At 65.6% G+C, this 16,263-nt stretch carries 20 protein-coding genes; 5 read left to right on the top strand and 15 right to left on the bottom strand.

Translation table 11 applies throughout. The features are described from left to right. Window positions 1-4: 4 nt before the first annotated feature. The 4 genes from ABFX23_RS00830 to ABFX23_RS00815 form a co-directional block, all read right to left on the bottom strand. Window positions 5-1,177, bottom strand: a complete 1,173-nt coding sequence (locus tag ABFX23_RS00830) for an efflux RND transporter periplasmic adaptor subunit (protein WP_346031243.1) — start codon at window positions 1,175-1,177, stop codon at window positions 5-7. A gap of 262 nt (window positions 1,178-1,439) precedes the next feature. Then, window positions 1,440-1,706, bottom strand: coding sequence for a GlsB/YeaQ/YmgE family stress response membrane protein (locus ABFX23_RS00825; protein ID WP_346031242.1), 267 nt, complete (start codon window positions 1,704-1,706; stop codon window positions 1,440-1,442). A 138-nt stretch (window positions 1,707-1,844) separates the two neighbouring features. Further along, window positions 1,845-2,144 carry a CtrA inhibitor SciP gene (gene sciP, locus ABFX23_RS00820; RefSeq protein WP_346031241.1) on the bottom strand — a complete coding sequence of 100 codons (300 nt, stop codon included), beginning with the start codon at window positions 2,142-2,144 and terminating at the stop codon, window positions 1,845-1,847. Beyond that, window positions 2,141-2,479, bottom strand: a complete 339-nt coding sequence (locus tag ABFX23_RS00815; RefSeq protein ID WP_346031240.1) for a hypothetical protein — start codon at window positions 2,477-2,479, stop codon at window positions 2,141-2,143. The genes sciP and ABFX23_RS00815 overlap by 4 nt, the downstream gene beginning before the upstream one ends. A gap of 115 nt (window positions 2,480-2,594) precedes the next feature. Here ABFX23_RS00815 and mnmA point away from each other — a divergent pair, with 115 nt between their 5' ends. Further along, window positions 2,595-3,761: a tRNA 2-thiouridine(34) synthase MnmA gene (mnmA, locus tag ABFX23_RS00810; protein WP_346031239.1), complete on the top strand. Its 1,167-nt coding sequence runs from the start codon at window positions 2,595-2,597 to the stop codon at window positions 3,759-3,761. On the opposite strand, the gene ABFX23_RS00805 is transcribed toward mnmA, so the two are convergent. Continuing rightward, window positions 3,758-4,105: a hypothetical protein gene (locus ABFX23_RS00805; protein WP_346031238.1), complete on the bottom strand. Its 348-nt coding sequence runs from the start codon at window positions 4,103-4,105 to the stop codon at window positions 3,758-3,760. The two genes, mnmA and ABFX23_RS00805, sit on opposite strands and share 4 nt — an antisense overlap. 32 nt (window positions 4,106-4,137) lie before the next feature. Between ABFX23_RS00805 and ABFX23_RS00800 the strand changes: the two genes are divergently transcribed. After that, window positions 4,138-5,304, top strand: coding sequence for a serine hydrolase domain-containing protein (locus ABFX23_RS00800; RefSeq protein ID WP_346031237.1), 1,167 nt, complete (start codon window positions 4,138-4,140; stop codon window positions 5,302-5,304). Here ABFX23_RS00800 and ABFX23_RS00795 read toward each other — a convergent pair. The 3 genes from ABFX23_RS00795 to pdxH are packed head-to-tail and all read right to left on the bottom strand — an operon-like array spanning window position 5,289 to window position 7,632. Further along, the gene (locus ABFX23_RS00795; protein ID WP_346031236.1) at window positions 5,289-6,095 is read right to left on the bottom strand and encodes a PhzF family phenazine biosynthesis protein; all 807 of its coding nucleotides are present in this window, start codon (window positions 6,093-6,095) and stop codon (window positions 5,289-5,291) included. The two genes, ABFX23_RS00800 and ABFX23_RS00795, sit on opposite strands and share 16 nt — an antisense overlap. Further along, on the bottom strand, window positions 6,092-7,027 hold the full coding sequence (locus ABFX23_RS00790) for a cation diffusion facilitator family transporter (protein ID WP_346031235.1): 936 nt from the start codon (window positions 7,025-7,027) through the stop codon (window positions 6,092-6,094). The genes ABFX23_RS00795 and ABFX23_RS00790 overlap by 4 nt, the downstream gene beginning before the upstream one ends. Then, window positions 7,024-7,632: a pyridoxamine 5'-phosphate oxidase gene (pdxH, locus tag ABFX23_RS00785; RefSeq protein ID WP_346031234.1), complete on the bottom strand. Its 609-nt coding sequence runs from the start codon at window positions 7,630-7,632 to the stop codon at window positions 7,024-7,026. Before pdxH ends, ABFX23_RS00790 begins: the two co-directional genes overlap by 4 nt. An 80-nt stretch (window positions 7,633-7,712) precedes the next feature. Between pdxH and ABFX23_RS00780 the strand changes: the two genes are divergently transcribed. The 3 genes from ABFX23_RS00780 to fabI all read left to right on the top strand — a co-directional run bounded on the left by ABFX23_RS00780 (window position 7,713) and on the right by fabI (window position 10,581). Further along, window positions 7,713-8,693: a DnaJ C-terminal domain-containing protein gene (locus tag ABFX23_RS00780; protein ID WP_346031233.1), complete on the top strand. Its 981-nt coding sequence runs from the start codon at window positions 7,713-7,715 to the stop codon at window positions 8,691-8,693. 62 nt (window positions 8,694-8,755) lie between these two features. Beyond that, complete coding sequence (locus ABFX23_RS00775) at window positions 8,756-9,781, top strand: YihY/virulence factor BrkB family protein (RefSeq protein WP_346031232.1); 1,026 nt, start codon at window positions 8,756-8,758, stop codon at window positions 9,779-9,781. Further along, entirely contained in the window at window positions 9,778-10,581 is an 804-nt protein-coding gene (gene fabI, locus ABFX23_RS00770) for an enoyl-ACP reductase FabI (RefSeq protein ID WP_346031231.1), read from the top strand. Before ABFX23_RS00775 ends, fabI begins: the two co-directional genes overlap by 4 nt. 16 nt (window positions 10,582-10,597) lie before the next feature. Here fabI and ABFX23_RS00765 read toward each other — a convergent pair whose 3' ends face one another. From ABFX23_RS00765 to rsfS, 7 genes are all read right to left on the bottom strand, one after another. Beyond that, complete coding sequence (locus tag ABFX23_RS00765; protein WP_346031230.1) at window positions 10,598-11,269, bottom strand: hypothetical protein; 672 nt, start codon at window positions 11,267-11,269, stop codon at window positions 10,598-10,600. Between the two features lie 74 nt (window positions 11,270-11,343). Further along, a complete protein-coding gene (locus ABFX23_RS00760) occupies window positions 11,344-11,874 on the bottom strand; it encodes a demethoxyubiquinone hydroxylase family protein (RefSeq protein WP_346031229.1) in 531 nt (176 codons plus the stop codon). Continuing rightward, window positions 11,871-12,338, bottom strand: a complete 468-nt coding sequence (locus tag ABFX23_RS00755; RefSeq protein WP_346031228.1) for a disulfide bond formation protein B — start codon at window positions 12,336-12,338, stop codon at window positions 11,871-11,873. The genes ABFX23_RS00760 and ABFX23_RS00755 overlap by 4 nt, the downstream gene beginning before the upstream one ends. 50 nt (window positions 12,339-12,388) lie before the next feature. Further along, window positions 12,389-13,744, bottom strand: a complete 1,356-nt coding sequence (locus ABFX23_RS00750; RefSeq protein WP_346031227.1) for a S41 family peptidase — start codon at window positions 13,742-13,744, stop codon at window positions 12,389-12,391. A 112-nt stretch (window positions 13,745-13,856) separates the two neighbouring features. Beyond that, entirely contained in the window at window positions 13,857-15,065 is a 1,209-nt protein-coding gene (locus tag ABFX23_RS00745) for a murein hydrolase activator EnvC family protein (RefSeq protein WP_346031226.1), read from the bottom strand. A gap of 6 nt (window positions 15,066-15,071) precedes the next feature. Beyond that, window positions 15,072-15,494 (bottom strand): 23S rRNA (pseudouridine(1915)-N(3))-methyltransferase RlmH, encoded by a 423-nt coding sequence (locus ABFX23_RS00740; RefSeq protein WP_346031474.1) that lies wholly within the window; start codon window positions 15,492-15,494, stop codon window positions 15,072-15,074. Window positions 15,495-15,786: 292 nt separating this feature from the next. Beyond that, on the bottom strand, window positions 15,787-16,170 hold the full coding sequence (rsfS, locus tag ABFX23_RS00735; RefSeq protein WP_346031473.1) for a ribosome silencing factor: 384 nt from the start codon (window positions 16,168-16,170) through the stop codon (window positions 15,787-15,789). Window positions 16,171-16,263: the final 93 nt, after the last annotated feature.

The following is a 16,263-nucleotide window of genomic DNA, read 5'->3' as shown; positions in this document are numbered from 1 at the left end:
GTCTTTACTCGGCCTGGCCCTGGGTAACGGGTCGCACAGTCTCGCCCTCGGTCAGGAAGCCACCGGCGCGCAGCACGACGCGCTCGTTACCCTGCAGGCCCGATGCCACGACGATGCCCTCGTCGCTGATCGATCCGACCTCGATCGGGCGGCGCACCACGGTGTTGTCTTCATCTACGATGTAGACATAGCTGCCGCGATCATCGGACAGGATGGCGCTTTCCGGCAGGCGCGGGGCCACCACGGTTTCGCTCGCCAGTTCGATGCTGGCAAAGCCGCCGGGGCGCAGCGCCGGGTCATAGCCCAGCGCGCAGCGAGCCGTACCCTGCCGCGTCTGTTCGTCGATCACCGGGCTCTTCTGCCAGACGGTGCACTGGAACTGCTGGTCCGTCCCGACCGGAGTAACCGTGCCGATCGCGCCGACGGAAACCGAGTCCAGCTCGACCTCGCCGATGCGGGCGAGCAGCTCCATCTCCCCGCCGCGTGCAATGCTGAACAGCGTACCCGAACCGGGGCTGACGACCTGGCCCGGCTCCACGTTACGGGTGAGCACGAGACCGGCTGCGGGGGCGACGATGTTGAGCTGGGCGTTGCGCGCGCGGCGCTCTGCCAACTGGGCGCGGGCGACCTGCACGCGCGCGACGGCAGCATCGCGGGTGGCGGTCAGCCGGTCGATATCGGCCTGGCTGATGAAGCCGCGCTCCACCAGTTGCAGAGCGCGGTCGAGGTTAGCCTGGGCGAGATCGGCATCGGCCTGCGCCACTTCGATCTGCGCCGCCTGCGCGGATTCCTGCTGGCTCTGCACCGAACGATCAATCACGGCGAGCACCTGCCCGGCGCCGACCCAATCGCCCGGCTCCACGTTGACGGAGACGACGCGGCCACCTTCGCCCACCACGCCGACGGGCAATTCTCGCCGCGCAGCCAGCGTGCCGGTGGCATTGATCGCACCCTGCACCGTGCCGGCACCCGGTGCCAGCACCGTCACCGCAGGCGCAGTCGCGCTTTCGGGCGCGGCGAAGGGCACCTCTTCCTCGCCGCCCGAAAGCATCAGGGCAGCGATCAGCGCCCCTGCAACCAGAACGGCGATCACGATCCACATCTTCTTGCGACGCTCGCGCGCGGCATCGGGGCCGGATACCTCATCCAGCTCTACGCGATCTTCGGTGTCGCTCATGTCGACTCGTGTTTCATAATTCATCGGCATCATGCCTCTTTAAGCGCGCGCCGGGCTTTATAACATCAGGATAACCCGCGCGACCGGCCCCTTTGACCATGCCCGCGCGCCATAGCCCTTTAATGGTGCGGCGCGCAATGCAGCCTTCTGCCAAGGCACGATAGTCTCCGATGAAACGTCCGGCCCAAGCGCTCCAAAGGGGCGGAAAGCCTTGGCCTCCCGCCCCTTTGGGCAAATTGTATCATTTTGTCGTGCGCGGTGTTTAACGCACGCGGCCACGCTGGATGAGATTGACAATGCCCAGCAGCACGATGGCACCCACGATAGCGATGATGAGGCCGGTCAGCGAGAATTCCTGCACGCTCCCGCTCACACCGAGCAAGGGCCCGGCGATCAGGTTGCCGATGACGGAGCCGATGCAACCGACAACGATGTTCCAGAAAATTCCCATCGAAGCATCGCGGTTCATCACCATGCTGGCGAGCCAACCGGCGATACCGCCCACGATCAGTGCAATAATCCAACCCATTACATACCTCCTTCGAGTTCCCCCAACGATCAGGGTTACGAAAGAGAAAACGCCGCCACAAGGGCGACGTTCCGGGCCATCTTTGCGGCCAGGCGTGAAATGTAGCTCAAACAGCCATTTCGCGCGCTCTGTAAGGGGTCAATATTTTAGCTGGCGCTCGTAAAGATCGCGATAATGCTGGATGCGCGTGACGCGCAGACCAGCCATGCCGGAACGATCGACTGCCCGCTGCCAGCCGGCGAATTCCTCCAGCGTCAGGTTGTAGCGCTCCAGCACCTCGTCGATGGTCAGCAGGCCGCCGTTCACCGCAGCCACGACCTCGGCCTTGCGGCGTACGACCCAGCGCTTTGTCTTGGGCGAGGGAAGATCATCGATGGTCAGCGGCTCTCCGAGGGGGCCGATGACTTGCGCCGGGCGGATTTTCTGGTTCTCGATCATGTATTTCCTCGGGTGGCCGGTGTCTCGCGGTCAGCGCGTGGTTCGTGTTCTGCCGCGTGGCCTTTGCCATTGCCTAAATCATCAGGGTTAACATCCCGTTGGCCATCGTCGTGCCGGAAGCCTTCGTGTTGTGACGCGATGTGACGCGCCGAGTGAGCATTGAAGCTGGCAAGCACGGCCTCGTCGCTCTGCGCAAGTTCGGCGCGCAATTCGCGGGCGGCGGAAAGCCGAGCCGTGAGGTCAGCCCAGCTCAATTCGCACAGCGTGCTCTCCACCGTCTCGTCAGCGGCGGAAATGCGCGAGTCGGGCGCGGGGATGGGTTTGCCTTCGAACATGGGAGAGAGGCTTAGCCCAACAAGCGTCAAGAACCGGTAAAGCCGTCCTTAACCGAACGTTGAGGCGACTGCGGGGTTTTGCCCGGACGCATGCTGGTGTATGGGCGCGGCCACCATGTCCCGCATCGCAGACCTTCCCGTCTCGGTTAATGCCGAGCAGCTTTTCGACCTGCCACGCCCCGCGCCCGAGTGCCGCATCGTGGTGGCCATGTCGGGCGGCGTCGATTCCTCCGTCGTGGCGGCGCTTGCCGCGCGCAGCGGAGCAGAAGTGGTGGGCATCACCCTGCAACTTTACGATTACGGAGCGGCCACCGGACGCAAGGGTGCCTGCTGCGCGGGCGACGACATTCGCGACGCGCAGATGGTGGCGGACCGTCTCGGCATCGCGCATTACGTGTTCGACCACGAGAGCAGCTTTCGCGAGGAAGTGGTCGAGACATTCGCCGACGAATACCTGGCGGGCCGCACCCCCATCCCCTGCATCCGCTGCAACATGGGCCCCAAGTTCACGGACCTTCTGCGCATGGCAAAGGAACTGGGCGCGGATTGCCTGGCCACCGGCCATTACGTGCGCCGCGTGCCGACGGAGCATGGGCCGGAACTGCACCGCGCGCTCGATCCGGCGCGGGACCAGTCCTACTTCCTCTATGCCACGACGGAGGCGCAGCTCGATTTCCTGCGCTTCCCCCTGGGCGGCCTGCCCAAGAGCGAAGTGCGCGCGATTGCCGAGGAATTCGGCCTCGTCGTGGCGAACAAGCCCGACAGCCAGGACATCTGCTTCGTGCCCGATGGCGACTATGCCAAGATCGTGAAGGCCATGCGCCCCGAGGGCGGGCGCGCGGGCGAGATCGTCCACGCCGAAACCGGGGACGTGCTGGGCCAGCACCCCGGAATCATTCACTACACCGTGGGCCAGCGACGCGGGCTGGAAATCGGCGGCCAGCCGGAGCCGCTCTATGTCGTCGGCCTCGATCCCGAAGCGGCGCAGGTGCTGGTGGGCCCGAAGCGGATGCTGGCGGTGGACGCCGCGCGGGTAATCGAGACCAACCGCATTGGCCCCCTGCCCGACATGCCGCTGACGGCAAAGGTCCGCTCGATGGCGAAGCCGGTGCCGATCACGCTGGAAGGCCCTCTCGGCGAGGGCGCCGAGGTGACAATCCGCTTTGCGGAGCCAGAATTCGGCGTCGCACCGGGCCAGGCCGCGGTGATCTATGCCGGAGACCGGGTGGTTGGCGGCGGCTGGATCGAGGGGACAGAAAAGGCCCCTGCGTCGCTTTCCTAGCCGTCCCAGCGCTCCAGCACGCAGCCGTAGCCATCGCGGTAGGTCGCGGTCGTGCTTTCCACCAGCGGCACGCTTGCCGTCACGCTTCGCGCGGCATCGTCCTCGCTCAGCCAGATCGCTGCCATGCCAGGCATCAGGTCGTCCTTGCACTGGCCCATCTCGCGCCCGCCGATGAAACGGCACGAGCAGGCCGTCTTCGCCGCGTATCCGGTGCCGGCTTTCGCGTAACCATCTATGATATCGCCATAATACCAGGCGATCCCGCCACCGATCAGCACCACGACGGCGAGCAGCTTGAGCCACGGGGTGCCGCGTTTGTCGCCAGCCTTTTTAGCGGTTGCCATTTGCCAAGTCCTGCAGGAAAGGGTGTGCGCCGATGACGCTTCGATCCTCCCCTAGCCGCCTGCCTGCCCGCTCGCCAAGTGCGTTGTCGAGCCTGCTGTCTGGCATTGTGGCGATTGCCCTGCTTTCCGCCTGTTCGCAGGATGGACCGCCGCCCGAACCGCCCGTGCCGGAAGAGGCCATGGCCGCCGTGGTGGACGATCCCGGCGTCCCGCGCGAAAGCCTGGCCCGCGCCGTGGACGACCTGTTCACGGCAGACGACATCGGCGAAACCCGCGCGCTGCTGGTGCTGCAAGGCGGAGAGATCGTGGCCGAGCGTTACGGCGAGGGTTACGATGCCGAGATTCGCCACACCGGTTGGTCTATGTCGAAAAGCGTAACGGCCGTGCTGCTGGGCATGATGGTGGCCGACGGTCGCCTGCGGCTGGACGATCCGGCCCCCGTCCCCCACTGGCAGCGGCCCGGAGACCCTCGCAGCGGCGTGACCCTGCGCCACCTGTTGCAGATGCGCTCCGGCCTGCGCCACGCCGAAGGGGGCGATCCGGCCTACGAATCGTCCGAAGTACGGATGCTGTTCCTGGATGGGCGCGACAACATGTCTGGCTGGGCCGAAGCGCAGCCGCTGGAGCATGAGCCCGGCACGACCTTCCGGTATTCGACCGCGACCTCGGTAATCCTGTCCGACATTGCCACCGATACCATTGCGGAAGGCGAGAGCGCCGATGCGCGCCAGCGGGCGATGGCGGAATATGTCGAGGCCCGGCTTGCCGTGCCGCTCGGCATGGATTCGCTGGTGGGCGAATACGATGCGCAAGGCACGCTGGTGGGCGGCAGCCACCTCTGGGCGACGGCGCGCGACTGGGCGAAGTTCGGCGAGTTCCTGCGCAATTACGGTTCGGTGCGCGGCGCGCAGATTGTCCCGCGCGGGTGGATCGAGTTCATGCGCCGCGCCAGCCCGGCCTCACCGGATTATGGCGCGCAATTGTGGCTCAATCGCCCCTCCGGCGAAGAGCGGGACGTGCTGTTCGGCGGCGCGCTGGGCGAGGATATCTTCGCCGCCGTGGGCCACCTCGGCCAGTATATCGTGGTATCGCCCCAGCGCCGCCTGACCGTGGTGCGCCTCGGCAAGACCGATGACGAGAACCGTGATCGGCTGGTCGAGGAACTGGAAGATATCGTGGCGCTCTACCCGTCCAGGTAGAAGCGGCCCTCCACCACGGTCACGCAGTCACCCGACAGCACGGCGCGATCGCCTTCCAGCCGACAAGTGGCATGGCCGCCGCGCCGGGAAGCCTGGTAGGCGGTAAAGCTCTCGCGCCCCAGCCGTTCTGTCCAGAACGGAGTCAGCACGGCGTGGGCGGAGCCGGTGAAGCTGTCCTCGTCCACACCGTCGCCGGGGACGAAATTGCGGCTGATCACGTCGGTTTCCTTGCCCGGCGCGGTGCAGATGAACTGCTCATCGCCCAGCTTTGCAAGGCCGCGCAGGTCCGGATCGAGCGCGCGGATCGCGGCACCATCCTCGAACAGAAACACGTTGTAGCCATCGGGATTGCGCCAGACTTCCTTCGGCTCCGCCCCCAGCAGGGCAACCGCCTCGGGATATTCTCCCCGCGTCGTGGGGATCGCGGGCAGCGCCAGCTCGTAGCCCGCATCGGCGCGGCGCACTTCGAGTATGCCGGCCTTGCGGGTGGAAAAAGTGACGGCATCGCGCCCTTCGTTTTCGCTCAGCAGCACGTGGCCGGAAGCCAGCGTGGCGTGGCCGCACAGCGCCACTTCCACCGTGGGCGTGAACCACCGCAGGGCATAGTCGGCATCGCCTTCGGGCGTCTCGATCAGGAAGGCGGTCTCGGCGAACATGTTCTCGTCCGCGATGGCCCGCATAATGTCGTCATCCGGCCACTTGTCGACCATCACCACCGCCGCCTGGTTTCCCGCGAAGGGCTTCTCGGCAAAGGCATCGACGTGCCAGTAACGGATAGACTTGCGGGTCATGGGGTATCCTTCAATTGCTCGAACTCATTGGTTTCGGCGAGCGGGTTACCCGGCTCGTCCACATGGCCGAGCGGATCGATGTGGATCAGCAATTCGAGGCCTGGGAAGCGGGCGCACAGGTCTTCCTCCACCCGCTCGATGATGTCGTGCGCTTGTTCCACAGTCATCGTGCCGGGCAGGTCGACGTGGAACTGCGCGAAATCGTGGCTGCCGCTGGTGCGGGTGCGCAGGTCGTGCAGGTTGCTCAGCTCCGGATGGACGGCGGCTGCTTCCACGAAAGCGCGGCGTTTCTCTTCCGGCCATTCGCGGTCCATCAGGTGATCGATCGCCTCGGTCGCGGCCTGCCACGCGTTCCATAAAAGCCACGCCGCGATGGCCAGGCCGAACAGCGGGTCGGCCTCCGAAAAGCCTAGGTACTGGTCGATCACGAGGGCGGCGATCACCGCGAGATTCAGGAACAGGTCCGACTGGTAGTGGACGCTGTCGGTCTTGATCGCCAATGAACCCGTGCGCCGCACGACATGGCGCTGCCACGCGATCAGCGCGAAGGTGGCGAGAATGGCGATCACCGAGACGATGATCCCCTGCTCCGCCGCCTGCGTCTCCCCGCCTTCCACCAGGTGCAGAACGGCGCGAAAGGCGATCGCGCTGGCAGACAGGACGATCAGGATGATCTGGAACATGGCCGCCAGCGATTCCGCCTTGCCGTGGCCGAAGCGGTGCTCCTCGTCCGCCGGCTGGGCCGCCACCCACACGCCAACGAATGTCGCCATACTGGCCACAAAATCGAGCGCCGTATCGGCGAGGCTGCCGAGCATGGCGGTGGAACTGGTCTGCCAGACAGCCCAGGCCTTTATCGCGCCCAGGAACAGGGCCGTGACCATGGATGCCATGGCCGCGCTGCGGGTGAGGGAGGCGCGGGTATCGCTCATGGATAGAGCAGCGTGCTGGACCATCCGCCCGCGCCTTCGCTCGTGAACCGGCGGCGTTCGTGCAGACGGTTGGGCCGGTCGAGCCAGAACTCGATGGCCTGCGGAGCAAGGCGGAAGCCTGTCCAGTGCGGCGGGCGCGGCACTTCGCCTGCGTCTTCATAGACGGCGCGCAGTTCGTTCACCCGCGCATCGTATGTGGCGCGGTTGTCCAGCGGGCGCGACTGATCACTGGCGGCGGAACCGACCTGGCTGACGAAGGGGCGCGAGTGGAAATAGGCGTCGGCCTCTTCCTCGCTGACCTCTTCCAGCGGGCCCTCGATGCGGATCTGGCGGCGCAGGCTCTTCCAGTGAAACAGCAGCGCGGCCTGCGGATTGGCGAGAATTTCCCCACCCTTGCGGCTTTGCGCGTTGGTGTAGAACACGAAACCGCGCGCATCATGGCCTTTCAGCAGCACCATCCGCACCGAGGGCGCTGCATCGGGCGACGCGGTTGCCAGCGCCATGGCATTGGGATCGTTGGGCTCGCTCGCCTGTGCCTCGGTGAACCATTCATCGAACAGCGCGAAGGGATCGGTGACGGGGATTGCATTTGCCGTGTCGCTCATGGGAAGACGAGTAATCCCGCTTTGGGCCGTATGAAAGGCCCTGCTTGCCAAATATCATTGCCTTACCTAGCTAACACACCATGGCTGATCCCTATTCCACTCTCGGCGTGAGCCGTTCCGCGAGCGAGCAGGACATCAAGTCCGCCTATCGCAAGCTCGCCAAGGAACTGCACCCGGACCGCAACAAGGACAATCCGCAGGCCGCGGAAAAGTTCGGCAAGGTCACGCAGGCTTACGACCTGCTGTCCAACAAGGACAAGCGCGCCCAGTTCGACCGGGGCGAGATCGACGCCGACGGCAATCCCACCAGCCCCTTCGGCATGGGCGGCGGCGGTTTCGGCGGCGCGCGGCCCGGCGGCAGCGGCAGCTATTCCTCGCGCGATTTCCAAGGCTTCGGCGGCGCGGAAGACCTTGATCTTGGCGACCTGTTCGAGGGGCTGTTCGGACGCGGCAACCAGCGCAGCAGCGCGCGCGGTGCTGGAATGGGCGGCATGGGTGGCGGCTCACAAGGGTTCCGGCGCCCGCCCCCTCCGCCGCCGCAGAAGGGCGCCGATATACGCTACAAGCTGTCCGTGCCGTTCGTCGATGCGGCAACGCGCGCCAAGCAGCGCATCACGCTGGCCGATGGCAAGACCATCGACCTCTCCCTGCCCGCAGGCGTGGAGGATGGCACCACGATGCGGCTGAAAGGCAAGGGCCACAAGGGCCCCGGCGGCAACGGCGATGGCATCGTGGTGGTCGATATCCAGTCGCACCCGTTCTTCTACCGCGAAGGCGACGACGTGCGGGTGGAGCTGCCGATCACGCTGGACGAGGCCGTGAACGGGGCCAAGGTCAAGGTGCCGACGGTGGATGGTCCGGTCATGTTGACGATCGGCGCGGGTTCCAGCTCGGGCAAGGTCCTGCGCATGAAGGGCAAGGGCTTCAGCAAGAAGGACGGCTCCCGTGGCGACCAGCTGGTGACGCTGGAAATCCAGCTTCCCGAGGACGTGACCGAGCTGGCCGAAAAGCTGAACGGCTGGAAGGACAGCGGCAACCCGCGCGAGCAGATGGACCTTTGATTCCAGAGGTTTGCCAAACCCCCGCTCGACAGCAAGGCTGGGGGTGCTAGAAGCGGCCGGTGATGGAGCAATCCGCAGCTCACGAGGTCGACACCGAAGACGGCCAGCCTGCAGATGTCTCGCCAGAGGCGCGGCGGCGCACAGTGCTGGCAGGCGGACACTCGCCCGCCTTCCGGGGTCGCTTCGGGATCAGCACACGCGCGTTTGAAGTCATCCGCAGGGTCGTCGTGGGCTGTTTCAACGACGGTACCATCCATGCAGGCAACCTTGCCTACATGTCGCTGCTGGCGATTTTCCCCTTCTTCATCACGGCGACCGCGATCCTTTCTGCTATCGGCAACGAGAGCGAGCGGCTGGCCACGATTGCCGCCATCGTCTCCGCCCTGCCGCCGACCGTCGCCAACGTGATCGAGCCGGTGGCCCGCACGGTGATTGAGGCGCGCACGGGATGGCTGCTGTGGATCGGCGCGCTCTTCGGGTTGTGGACGGCGGGCAGCCTGGTGGAAACCATTCGCGACATCCTGCGCCGATCCTACGGAACAAGGGCGACGAAGGCCTTCTGGAAATACCGTATCAGCTCGATCGGGATCATCGTTGCCGCCGTCTTGCTGCTGATTCTCTCGCTGGTTGCGCAGGTCACGATTTCTGCCGCGCAGAACGTCATCCAGGAAAATTTCCCGCAATTCGGCCACGCGCTGGGCAACCTGTCCTATTCGCGCATAGTGACAGCCGTCGGCCTGTTCTTCTCGATCTGGATGCTGTTTGTCGCCCTGACGCCCCACGAATATCGCAGCAGGCGGTATCGCAAGTGGCCGGGAGCCTTGCTTGTCACCGGCTGGTGGACGCTCGTCGCGCTCGCCTTCCCACCGATCCTGCGCACGGTTTTTGCCTATGACCTGACCTACGGATCGCTGGCCGGGGTGATGATCACGCTTTTCTTTTTCTGGCTGGTGGGCTTAGGGATTGTGGCAGGTGCCGAACTGAACGCCGCGCTGTCCGAAACGCCCGAGGAGGAGGAAGATCGGCTGGCGCAAGAGGCGAGCGGACGTGGCGGTACGCAAGAGACAATGGAGGAAACTGCCCGATGACTGGACTGATGGCAGGCAAGAAGGGCCTGATCATGGGCCTGGCGAACGACAAGTCACTGGCCTGGGGCATTGCGAAGAAGCTGCACGAGCAGGGCGCGGAAATGGCTTTTTCCTATCAGGGAGAAGCATTGAAGAAGCGCGTCGGCCCGCTGGCGGAGCAGGTGGGCAGCGATTTCCTGATCGAGTGCGACGTTTCCAGCATGGCCGCGATGGACACCGCCTTTGCCGAGATCGAGGCGAAATGGGGCAAGCTGGATTTCCTCGTCCACGCCATCGGCTTTTCCGACAAGAGCGAACTGCGCGGCAAGTATGTCGACACCAGCCTCGACAACTTCCTGATGACGATGAACATCTCGGCCTATTCGCTGGTCGCCGCCGCCAAGCGCGCCGCGCCGCTGATGACCGAGGGCGGGTCCATCGTCACGCTGACCTACTACGGCGCTGAAAAGGTCGTGCCCCACTACAACGTGATGGGCGTTGCCAAGGCCGCGCTGGAGACCAGCGTGCAATACCTGGCGAACGATCTTGGGCCGGACAACATCCGGGTGAACGCTATCAGCGCCGGGCCGATCAAGACATTGGCGGCCAGCGGCATCGGCGATTTCCGCTACATCCTCAAATGGAACGAACTCAATTCGCCGCTGCGGCGCAATGTCACGATCGAGGACGTGGGCGGCGCGGGCCTGTATTTCTGTTCGGACCTGTCATCGGGGGTGACGGGCGAAACCCATCACGTCGATGCGGGCTACCACGTCGTCGGCATGAAGCAGGAAGACGCGCCGGATATCGCGCTGACCTGAGGCCAGCGCAGGTTGCTTAATTGGGCACTTCTGCGGGGGGTGCGGCGTCCAGCGGCACCTGATCCTCGTCATCGTCGAAGCTGGGCGGCGGCACGTCGCGCGGCGGCACGCGGTCGGGGTCGACGATGGTCGCGGGAGGGGCGGACGGGTCCACTTCCTCGCCGGGGATCGGCTGGCCTTGCGCCTCGCGGCGGCGCTGCAACTCGGCCTCTTCCAGTTCCTCGACACGGGCCTGCGTCGCGGCCGCATCGGCGTCGATGGCAGCGAGGCGTTCGGCGCGTTCTTCGGCGATCAGTTCTGCGAAGCGGACATCGCTCGAATTGGCGCGCTCTTCATAAGCCGCCTCGATCATTTCCATGGTGCAGCCAAGGTCGCCGCCGGCACCCACCGGGGTACAACTGAGCGGACCGAAATCACCCACCGCCTCCAGCGCCAGCGCGCGCTGGGTCCAGCTTTCGTTCTGGGGCGAGCTGCTGGTGCGCAGGTTCGGCGGAATGCGATAGCGCTCGCTTTCGTCGAGACGGGCGCAGACGGTGATCATGTCATCGGTCGATTCCGGACACTCGTCATCGCCGTAGATGATGACCTGGTTGACGCGGTCTCCGGCATCGTCCTGCGCAGCGGCTGGCGTTGTGGCCAATGCCGCGGCGATGGCGGAGGCGGCAGTCAGGGCTAGCAGGCGTGTCATGGTCGATCCTTCGGTTTTGCGTTCCGGCGCATATGGCATCTTACCGGTTGAACGCATGATGAAGTTGGTTTGTGTCAAATTTTCTCGGAAATCCTGATCGCCGCCCGGCATCCCAGCCGGATTGCGGCGGATAGCAGCGGGTAGGCAGGGGCATTCTCGGCACCGGCATCGAGCGCGGCATCGCGGTGCTCTCGTTCGTCCTCGCGGAAGCGGTGGATCATGTCGGCGAGTTCCGGATCGTCGCCGTCCGCCTCAAGCTCGTCGAGTTGCTGTGAATAGTGCCTGTCGATCTCGGTCTCGACTGCGGCGGTGCAGGCCATGGCCGCCTCAGGGCCGATCAGTGCGGTGCCAGCGCCCAGCGCGTAACCGGCAAGGTTCCAGAACGGTTGCAGCGCGGTCGGCCGCACGCCGCGCCTCGCCATCAGCGCGTCGAATTCGGCACGGTGGCCCGCTTCCTGCTCCGCCATGCCGCGAATTTCTGCCGAGTGCGGTCCGCGATCGCCCATCACCGCCAGTTGCCCGGCATAGATGCGCGTAGCGCCGAATTCGCCGGCCTGGTCCACGCGGATCATTTCGGACCGGTCTTTCCTGAAAACGTCGGTCATGCCTTCTCTCCAATCTGCCTGTCCCTGGCCAGCAACAGTATCCATATGGCAACGGCGCTGCCGATGGAAAGGAGCGCGTTGAAGCCCGCCAGAGAAATGCCCATCAGCGTCCATGCCGGCTCGTCACAGCGCACGAATTCCAGGGAGAAGGGATCGGTTGAGGTGCAGCCCAGGGGGCTTTCCCACCAGCCGTATTCCACGCCCGCGTGAAACACGCCGATTGCGCCTGAAACCGCTATGGCAAGCGCGGCAAGGCCGATCCACACGCGCTTTGGCGGGGCCGTATAGGAAACGAACGCCAGTGCCACGGCCACGAAATGCGGATAGCGCTGCCACCAGCACATCTCGCACGGGAACAGGCCGAAGCCGTATTCGGAGATGTAGGCTCCGGCGAGCAGGATGGCGGGAATGCCGAGCGCCAGTCGCTGGGCAAGCCTGTCGGAACGGGAAAGCGGTGTGCTCATCCTTCTTTCCCTAGTGGCTCATCCCGGACTTGTCGAAGCCCAGTTGCCTTTCAGCGCCGGGATCCGTTCTCGCCACGGACGGCCATGTTCACGCCGGACGTCCGGCGCAGGGTGCGCACGGCATAGTCGAGCTGGAAGTCGTCGATACCCTGCTCTTCCAGTTCGGCAGCGGTGAGCTGGAAACGCGGATCGTCGAGGCGGTCGCGCTCGAGGTTCTCGTCCTCCACGCCGATTTCGCCCACGAGATGCCCACGCAGGTCGCTTTCGCGCAATGCCATGCGCTGGCGACGCTCGGCATCGGGGTCGGACAACTGCGGCACGCGGATATCGGGTTCGATCCCGCCTTCCTGCACGCTGCGACCAGCAGGCGTGTAATACCGCGCGGTGGTAAGCTTCAGAGCCGAATCGCGGCTGAGCGGCAGCAGCGTCTGCACGCTGCCCTTGCCGAAGCTGCGTTCGCCCATCACCAGCGCGCGGCGATGGTCCTGCAATGCACCTGCCACGATCTCGCTGGCTGAGGCGGAGCCTTCGTCGATCAGCACGATGATCGGCAGGCCTTCGGCCACGTCGCCGCGATAGACGGTTTCGGCATCGTAGTAGATCGTCTCGCGCCGCGAACGACCGCGCTGCGACACGATCTGCCCGTCGGTAAGGAACAGGTCGGACAGGGCCACGGCCTCGTCCAGCGAGCCGCCGGGATTGCGGCGCAGGTCCAGCACCAGCCCGCCAAGGCGGCCGGTCGCCTGTTCCTGCAATTCGCGCAGGCCCCGGCGCACATCGGCACCCACATCCGCGGAGAATTCGTTCACGCTGATGTGACCGATGTTGCCGTCCACCAGTTCCCAGGTGACGGGCTCCAGCTCGATCACGCCGCGCGTAACCTGAACCTCGAAACTGTCTTCGCGACCGGGACGGAAAATCGTCACCTCGATGTCGGTGCCCGCAGGCCCGCGCATCTGCGCCACGGCATCGTTCAGTTCCATGCCGTAGATAAGATCGCCGTTGATATGGGTGATGTAGTCGCCGGCCTTGATCCCCGCGGCATCGGCCGGGCTGCCCCGGAAGGGCGAGATGACCTTCACCGCGCCGTCTTCCATCTGTACCGAAATGCCGAGACCCTGGTAATTGCCGTCGATCATCGTGGTCAGGCGTTCCAGCGCCGTACCGTCGAGATAGGCCGAATGCGGATCGAGCGAGGCAAGCATGCCGTCGATCGCACCGCGAATCAGCACCTCGTCCTCCACCGGCTCCACGTAGCTCGCCTTGATCCGCTGGTAGGTGGCGAAAAGCTTGGCGAACTCGGGAGAGGCGCGGCCTTCCACCTGCGCGATGGCGGCAGTGGTGGCGGGCACGAGCGCAACGGCCGTGCAAAGGGCGGCAGCGCGGATGGCGGGTGCGAATTTCATATACGTATCGTCCTCGGCAAGGAGGGAGTCCCAGTCACTTATCTATCGCATGGCGCGGCTTAACGCCAGATGAGGGCGAATTGCGGCACGAATGCGTCCTTGGCAGGGACAATCAGCGAATGTTGGCGATCGGGTTCACGGGTTCGCCATCGCGGCGCAGTTCCAGCGTCACGCTTGGATCGGTCGGCGCGGCAATGCCGAGGGGGGAGCCTGCCTGGACGGTTTCGCCAACGTCCACGTCGCTGCGGGCGAGACCGGTGACCAGGCTGGTCCAGCCGCCGCCGTGTTCGATGATCACGATGCTGCCGTAGCCACGATAGGGCCCGGCAAAGGCTATGCGGCCTGCGGCGGGCGCGACCACCTGTGCCCCGCCGATCGGCGCCAGCGTCAGCCCCCGGCTGAGACCCGAGGCCTGCGGTGCGCCGAAGCCGGTCACCGTGCGGCCCGAAACCGGCAGCATGTACGGACTTGGTGCACCCGGTGCCTGCGTTTGCGACGGCGTGGGAGACGGCGGGCTGACCCGCTGCGCTTCGCCCGGTTGCGAAGGGCGAAGACGCGGCCCCGGCAGGGCGGCAAGACGCTGTCGCAGGTCCGCTGCCCTGTCGAGTTCGCTCACCAGGCTGTCGAGATCGCGCGCCTCCTCGGCCAGCGCCAGCACGCGATCCGCCTCCCGGTTCGCCGCGCCTCCGGCGGCGCGTGCGGCGAGTCGCTGGCGTGTCTCTATCTCGACCAGTTCCTCGCGCCGCTCGGCCAGCGCGATTTCTTCCGCCTCCAGCACCTGCGCGGCGGCGAAAGCCTCTCGCCGCAACTCGCGGGCACGGTCGAGGCGGTTGCGCAGGTCGCGGGTGCCCGCCTGCACTTGCGGAACGGTGTCGTGCAGCATGGCGCGCAGGTACACCACGTCCTTCACAGAGCCGGGGCGCATCACGGAAAGCACCAGCGGGCGGCGGGAAAATTGCTGGAGCGCGGCGGTGAGTTCGACCACCGGCTGCTGTTCGCGCCCAAGTTCCTCGCGCAGGACGGCCTGTTCGCGGTCGATCATGGCGATGCGGGCGCGGGCGGCGGTAATTCCGGCCTCGGCCTGCTGCACGCGGGCGGCGAGCGCGGCGGCTTCGCGGGCGGCGCGTTCGGCGGCGTCCTGGGCCTCCTGCGCCTCTTCCTCGAACCGCTGGCTGCGCGCTTCGGCATTTTCCCGTTCGGCCAGCGCTTCGGCGAGGGCGGCGCGCATGTCCTCCGGGCTCTGACTGACGGGCGCGCGTTGGGCGAATGCCGCAGCGGCGCAGAAGGCTATCGAGCCAAGGAGGAGGACGGCGCGGTGCATCGCGCTCTATCCTGCCCGATGATAGGGATGGCCTGCAAGAATGGAGGTGGCGCGGAACAGTTGCTCGGCCAGCATGGCGCGGGCCAGCAGGTGCGGCCAGGTGGCCTTGCCGAAGGATATCAGCAGGTCCGCCTCGTCGCGCTCCTGCTTCGAATGGCCATCGGCCGCCCCGATCACGAAGCGACATTCCCGCATTCCGTCGTCGCGCCAGCGTTCGAGGATGCGCGCAAACTCCTCGGAGCCGAGGTTCTTGCCGCGTTCGTCAAGCAGGACGGTCTTGAACGGCGTCTGCGGATCGGGAATGCGCCCGCCGGTATCGGGCAGTTCGGTGAGCTTCAGCGGCCACTGGATGCGCCTGGCATAGCGCTCCACCAGTTCTTGCTCGGGAGAGCGGGCGATCTTGCCGCGGGCGATGATGTGAAGAAGAATGGTTGCGGCTCCTGCCTGATACTCTGAATTGGCTTTCCGCGATTAGTTTGTTTTCCGCAAGCGCCTCCGCGCGCGTCCTCGGTGCTGTTCGCTCCGCTTCGCTGCGCGGCACCTGCGGGCGGCCGTTCGGCCTTGCGATCCGCTGGTCGCGGACCGAGCCAGAGAGATTGGCCGATGTCTGCGCGGGACACGGTTGCGCGGCAACCGCAAGCGCGAACGCGCGCCCGAGCTTATGCGAGGAAAGCCAAGCAGCGCGGACGCGCTGCGCCCGGCGCTTGAGGGCTTGATAAAATCAAGCCGACCCCATCTGCCGCGTCTGGCCGTCCTCGCCGAAGCCCCACATCCTCTCCAGGTTGTAGAAGCTGCGCACTTCGGGGCGGAACAGGTGGACGACGACGTCGCCCGCATCGATCAGCACCCAGTCGGCAGCGGGAAGACCCTCGATGCGCGGGCTCGGCTCGCCCGCCTGCTTCAGCTTCTCGGCCAGCTTCATCGCCATTGCGGCGACCTGCCGGGTCGAGCGGCCCGAGGCGACGACCATGTGATCGGCGATCGAGCTTTTGCCTTCGAGCGGGATGGAGACGATGTCCTGCGCCTGGTCGTCATCGAGCTGTTCGAGGATCAGTGCGTGGAGCGTGCCGGGTTCGGCGTGAATTGTTGTTTCTAGATCAGGCATGGAAAGGATGGTTGCAGTTGCGCGGCGGTTGCCCGTGTCGGCGGAACGCGGCGGCGTTCCTGTGTCGGCTTGGCTCATCGCGAAAGGTCATGC

Origin of the sequence: Erythrobacter westpacificensis (assembly GCF_039542285.1) — a bacterium.
Classification (GTDB): domain Bacteria; phylum Pseudomonadota; class Alphaproteobacteria; order Sphingomonadales; family Sphingomonadaceae; genus Alteraurantiacibacter; species Alteraurantiacibacter westpacificensis.
The sequence above is the reverse complement of the archived record's forward strand: the minus strand, read 5'-3'. Positions and strand labels throughout refer to the sequence as shown.

Coding starts and splice junctions, on each gene's coding strand:
- ABFX23_RS00830 (WP_346031243.1), bottom strand. CDS start 1,177: ATGAGCGACACCGAAGATCGCGTAGAGCTGGATGAGGTATCCGGCCCC.
- ABFX23_RS00825 (WP_346031242.1), bottom strand. CDS start 1,706: ATGGGTTGGATTATTGCACTGATCGTGGGCGGTATCGCCGGTTGGCTC.
- sciP (WP_346031241.1), bottom strand. CDS start 2,144: ATGATCGAGAACCAGAAAATCCGCCCGGCGCAAGTCATCGGCCCCCTC.
- ABFX23_RS00815 (WP_346031240.1), bottom strand. CDS start 2,479: ATGTTCGAAGGCAAACCCATCCCCGCGCCCGACTCGCGCATTTCCGCC.
- mnmA (WP_346031239.1), top strand. CDS start 2,595: ATGTCCCGCATCGCAGACCTTCCCGTCTCGGTTAATGCCGAGCAGCTT.
- ABFX23_RS00805 (WP_346031238.1), bottom strand. CDS start 4,105: ATGGCAACCGCTAAAAAGGCTGGCGACAAACGCGGCACCCCGTGGCTC.
- ABFX23_RS00800 (WP_346031237.1), top strand. CDS start 4,138: ATGACGCTTCGATCCTCCCCTAGCCGCCTGCCTGCCCGCTCGCCAAGT.
- ABFX23_RS00795 (WP_346031236.1), bottom strand. CDS start 6,095: ATGACCCGCAAGTCTATCCGTTACTGGCACGTCGATGCCTTTGCCGAG.
- ABFX23_RS00790 (WP_346031235.1), bottom strand. CDS start 7,027: ATGAGCGATACCCGCGCCTCCCTCACCCGCAGCGCGGCCATGGCATCC.
- pdxH (WP_346031234.1), bottom strand. CDS start 7,632: ATGAGCGACACGGCAAATGCAATCCCCGTCACCGATCCCTTCGCGCTG.
- ABFX23_RS00780 (WP_346031233.1), top strand. CDS start 7,713: ATGGCTGATCCCTATTCCACTCTCGGCGTGAGCCGTTCCGCGAGCGAG.
- ABFX23_RS00775 (WP_346031232.1), top strand. CDS start 8,756: ATGGAGCAATCCGCAGCTCACGAGGTCGACACCGAAGACGGCCAGCCT.
- fabI (WP_346031231.1), top strand. CDS start 9,778: ATGACTGGACTGATGGCAGGCAAGAAGGGCCTGATCATGGGCCTGGCG.
- ABFX23_RS00765 (WP_346031230.1), bottom strand. CDS start 11,269: ATGACACGCCTGCTAGCCCTGACTGCCGCCTCCGCCATCGCCGCGGCA.
- ABFX23_RS00760 (WP_346031229.1), bottom strand. CDS start 11,874: ATGACCGACGTTTTCAGGAAAGACCGGTCCGAAATGATCCGCGTGGAC.
- ABFX23_RS00755 (WP_346031228.1), bottom strand. CDS start 12,338: ATGAGCACACCGCTTTCCCGTTCCGACAGGCTTGCCCAGCGACTGGCG.
- ABFX23_RS00750 (WP_346031227.1), bottom strand. CDS start 13,744: ATGAAATTCGCACCCGCCATCCGCGCTGCCGCCCTTTGCACGGCCGTT.
- ABFX23_RS00745 (WP_346031226.1), bottom strand. CDS start 15,065: ATGCACCGCGCCGTCCTCCTCCTTGGCTCGATAGCCTTCTGCGCCGCT.
- rsfS (WP_346031473.1), bottom strand. CDS start 16,170: ATGCCTGATCTAGAAACAACAATTCACGCCGAACCCGGCACGCTCCAC.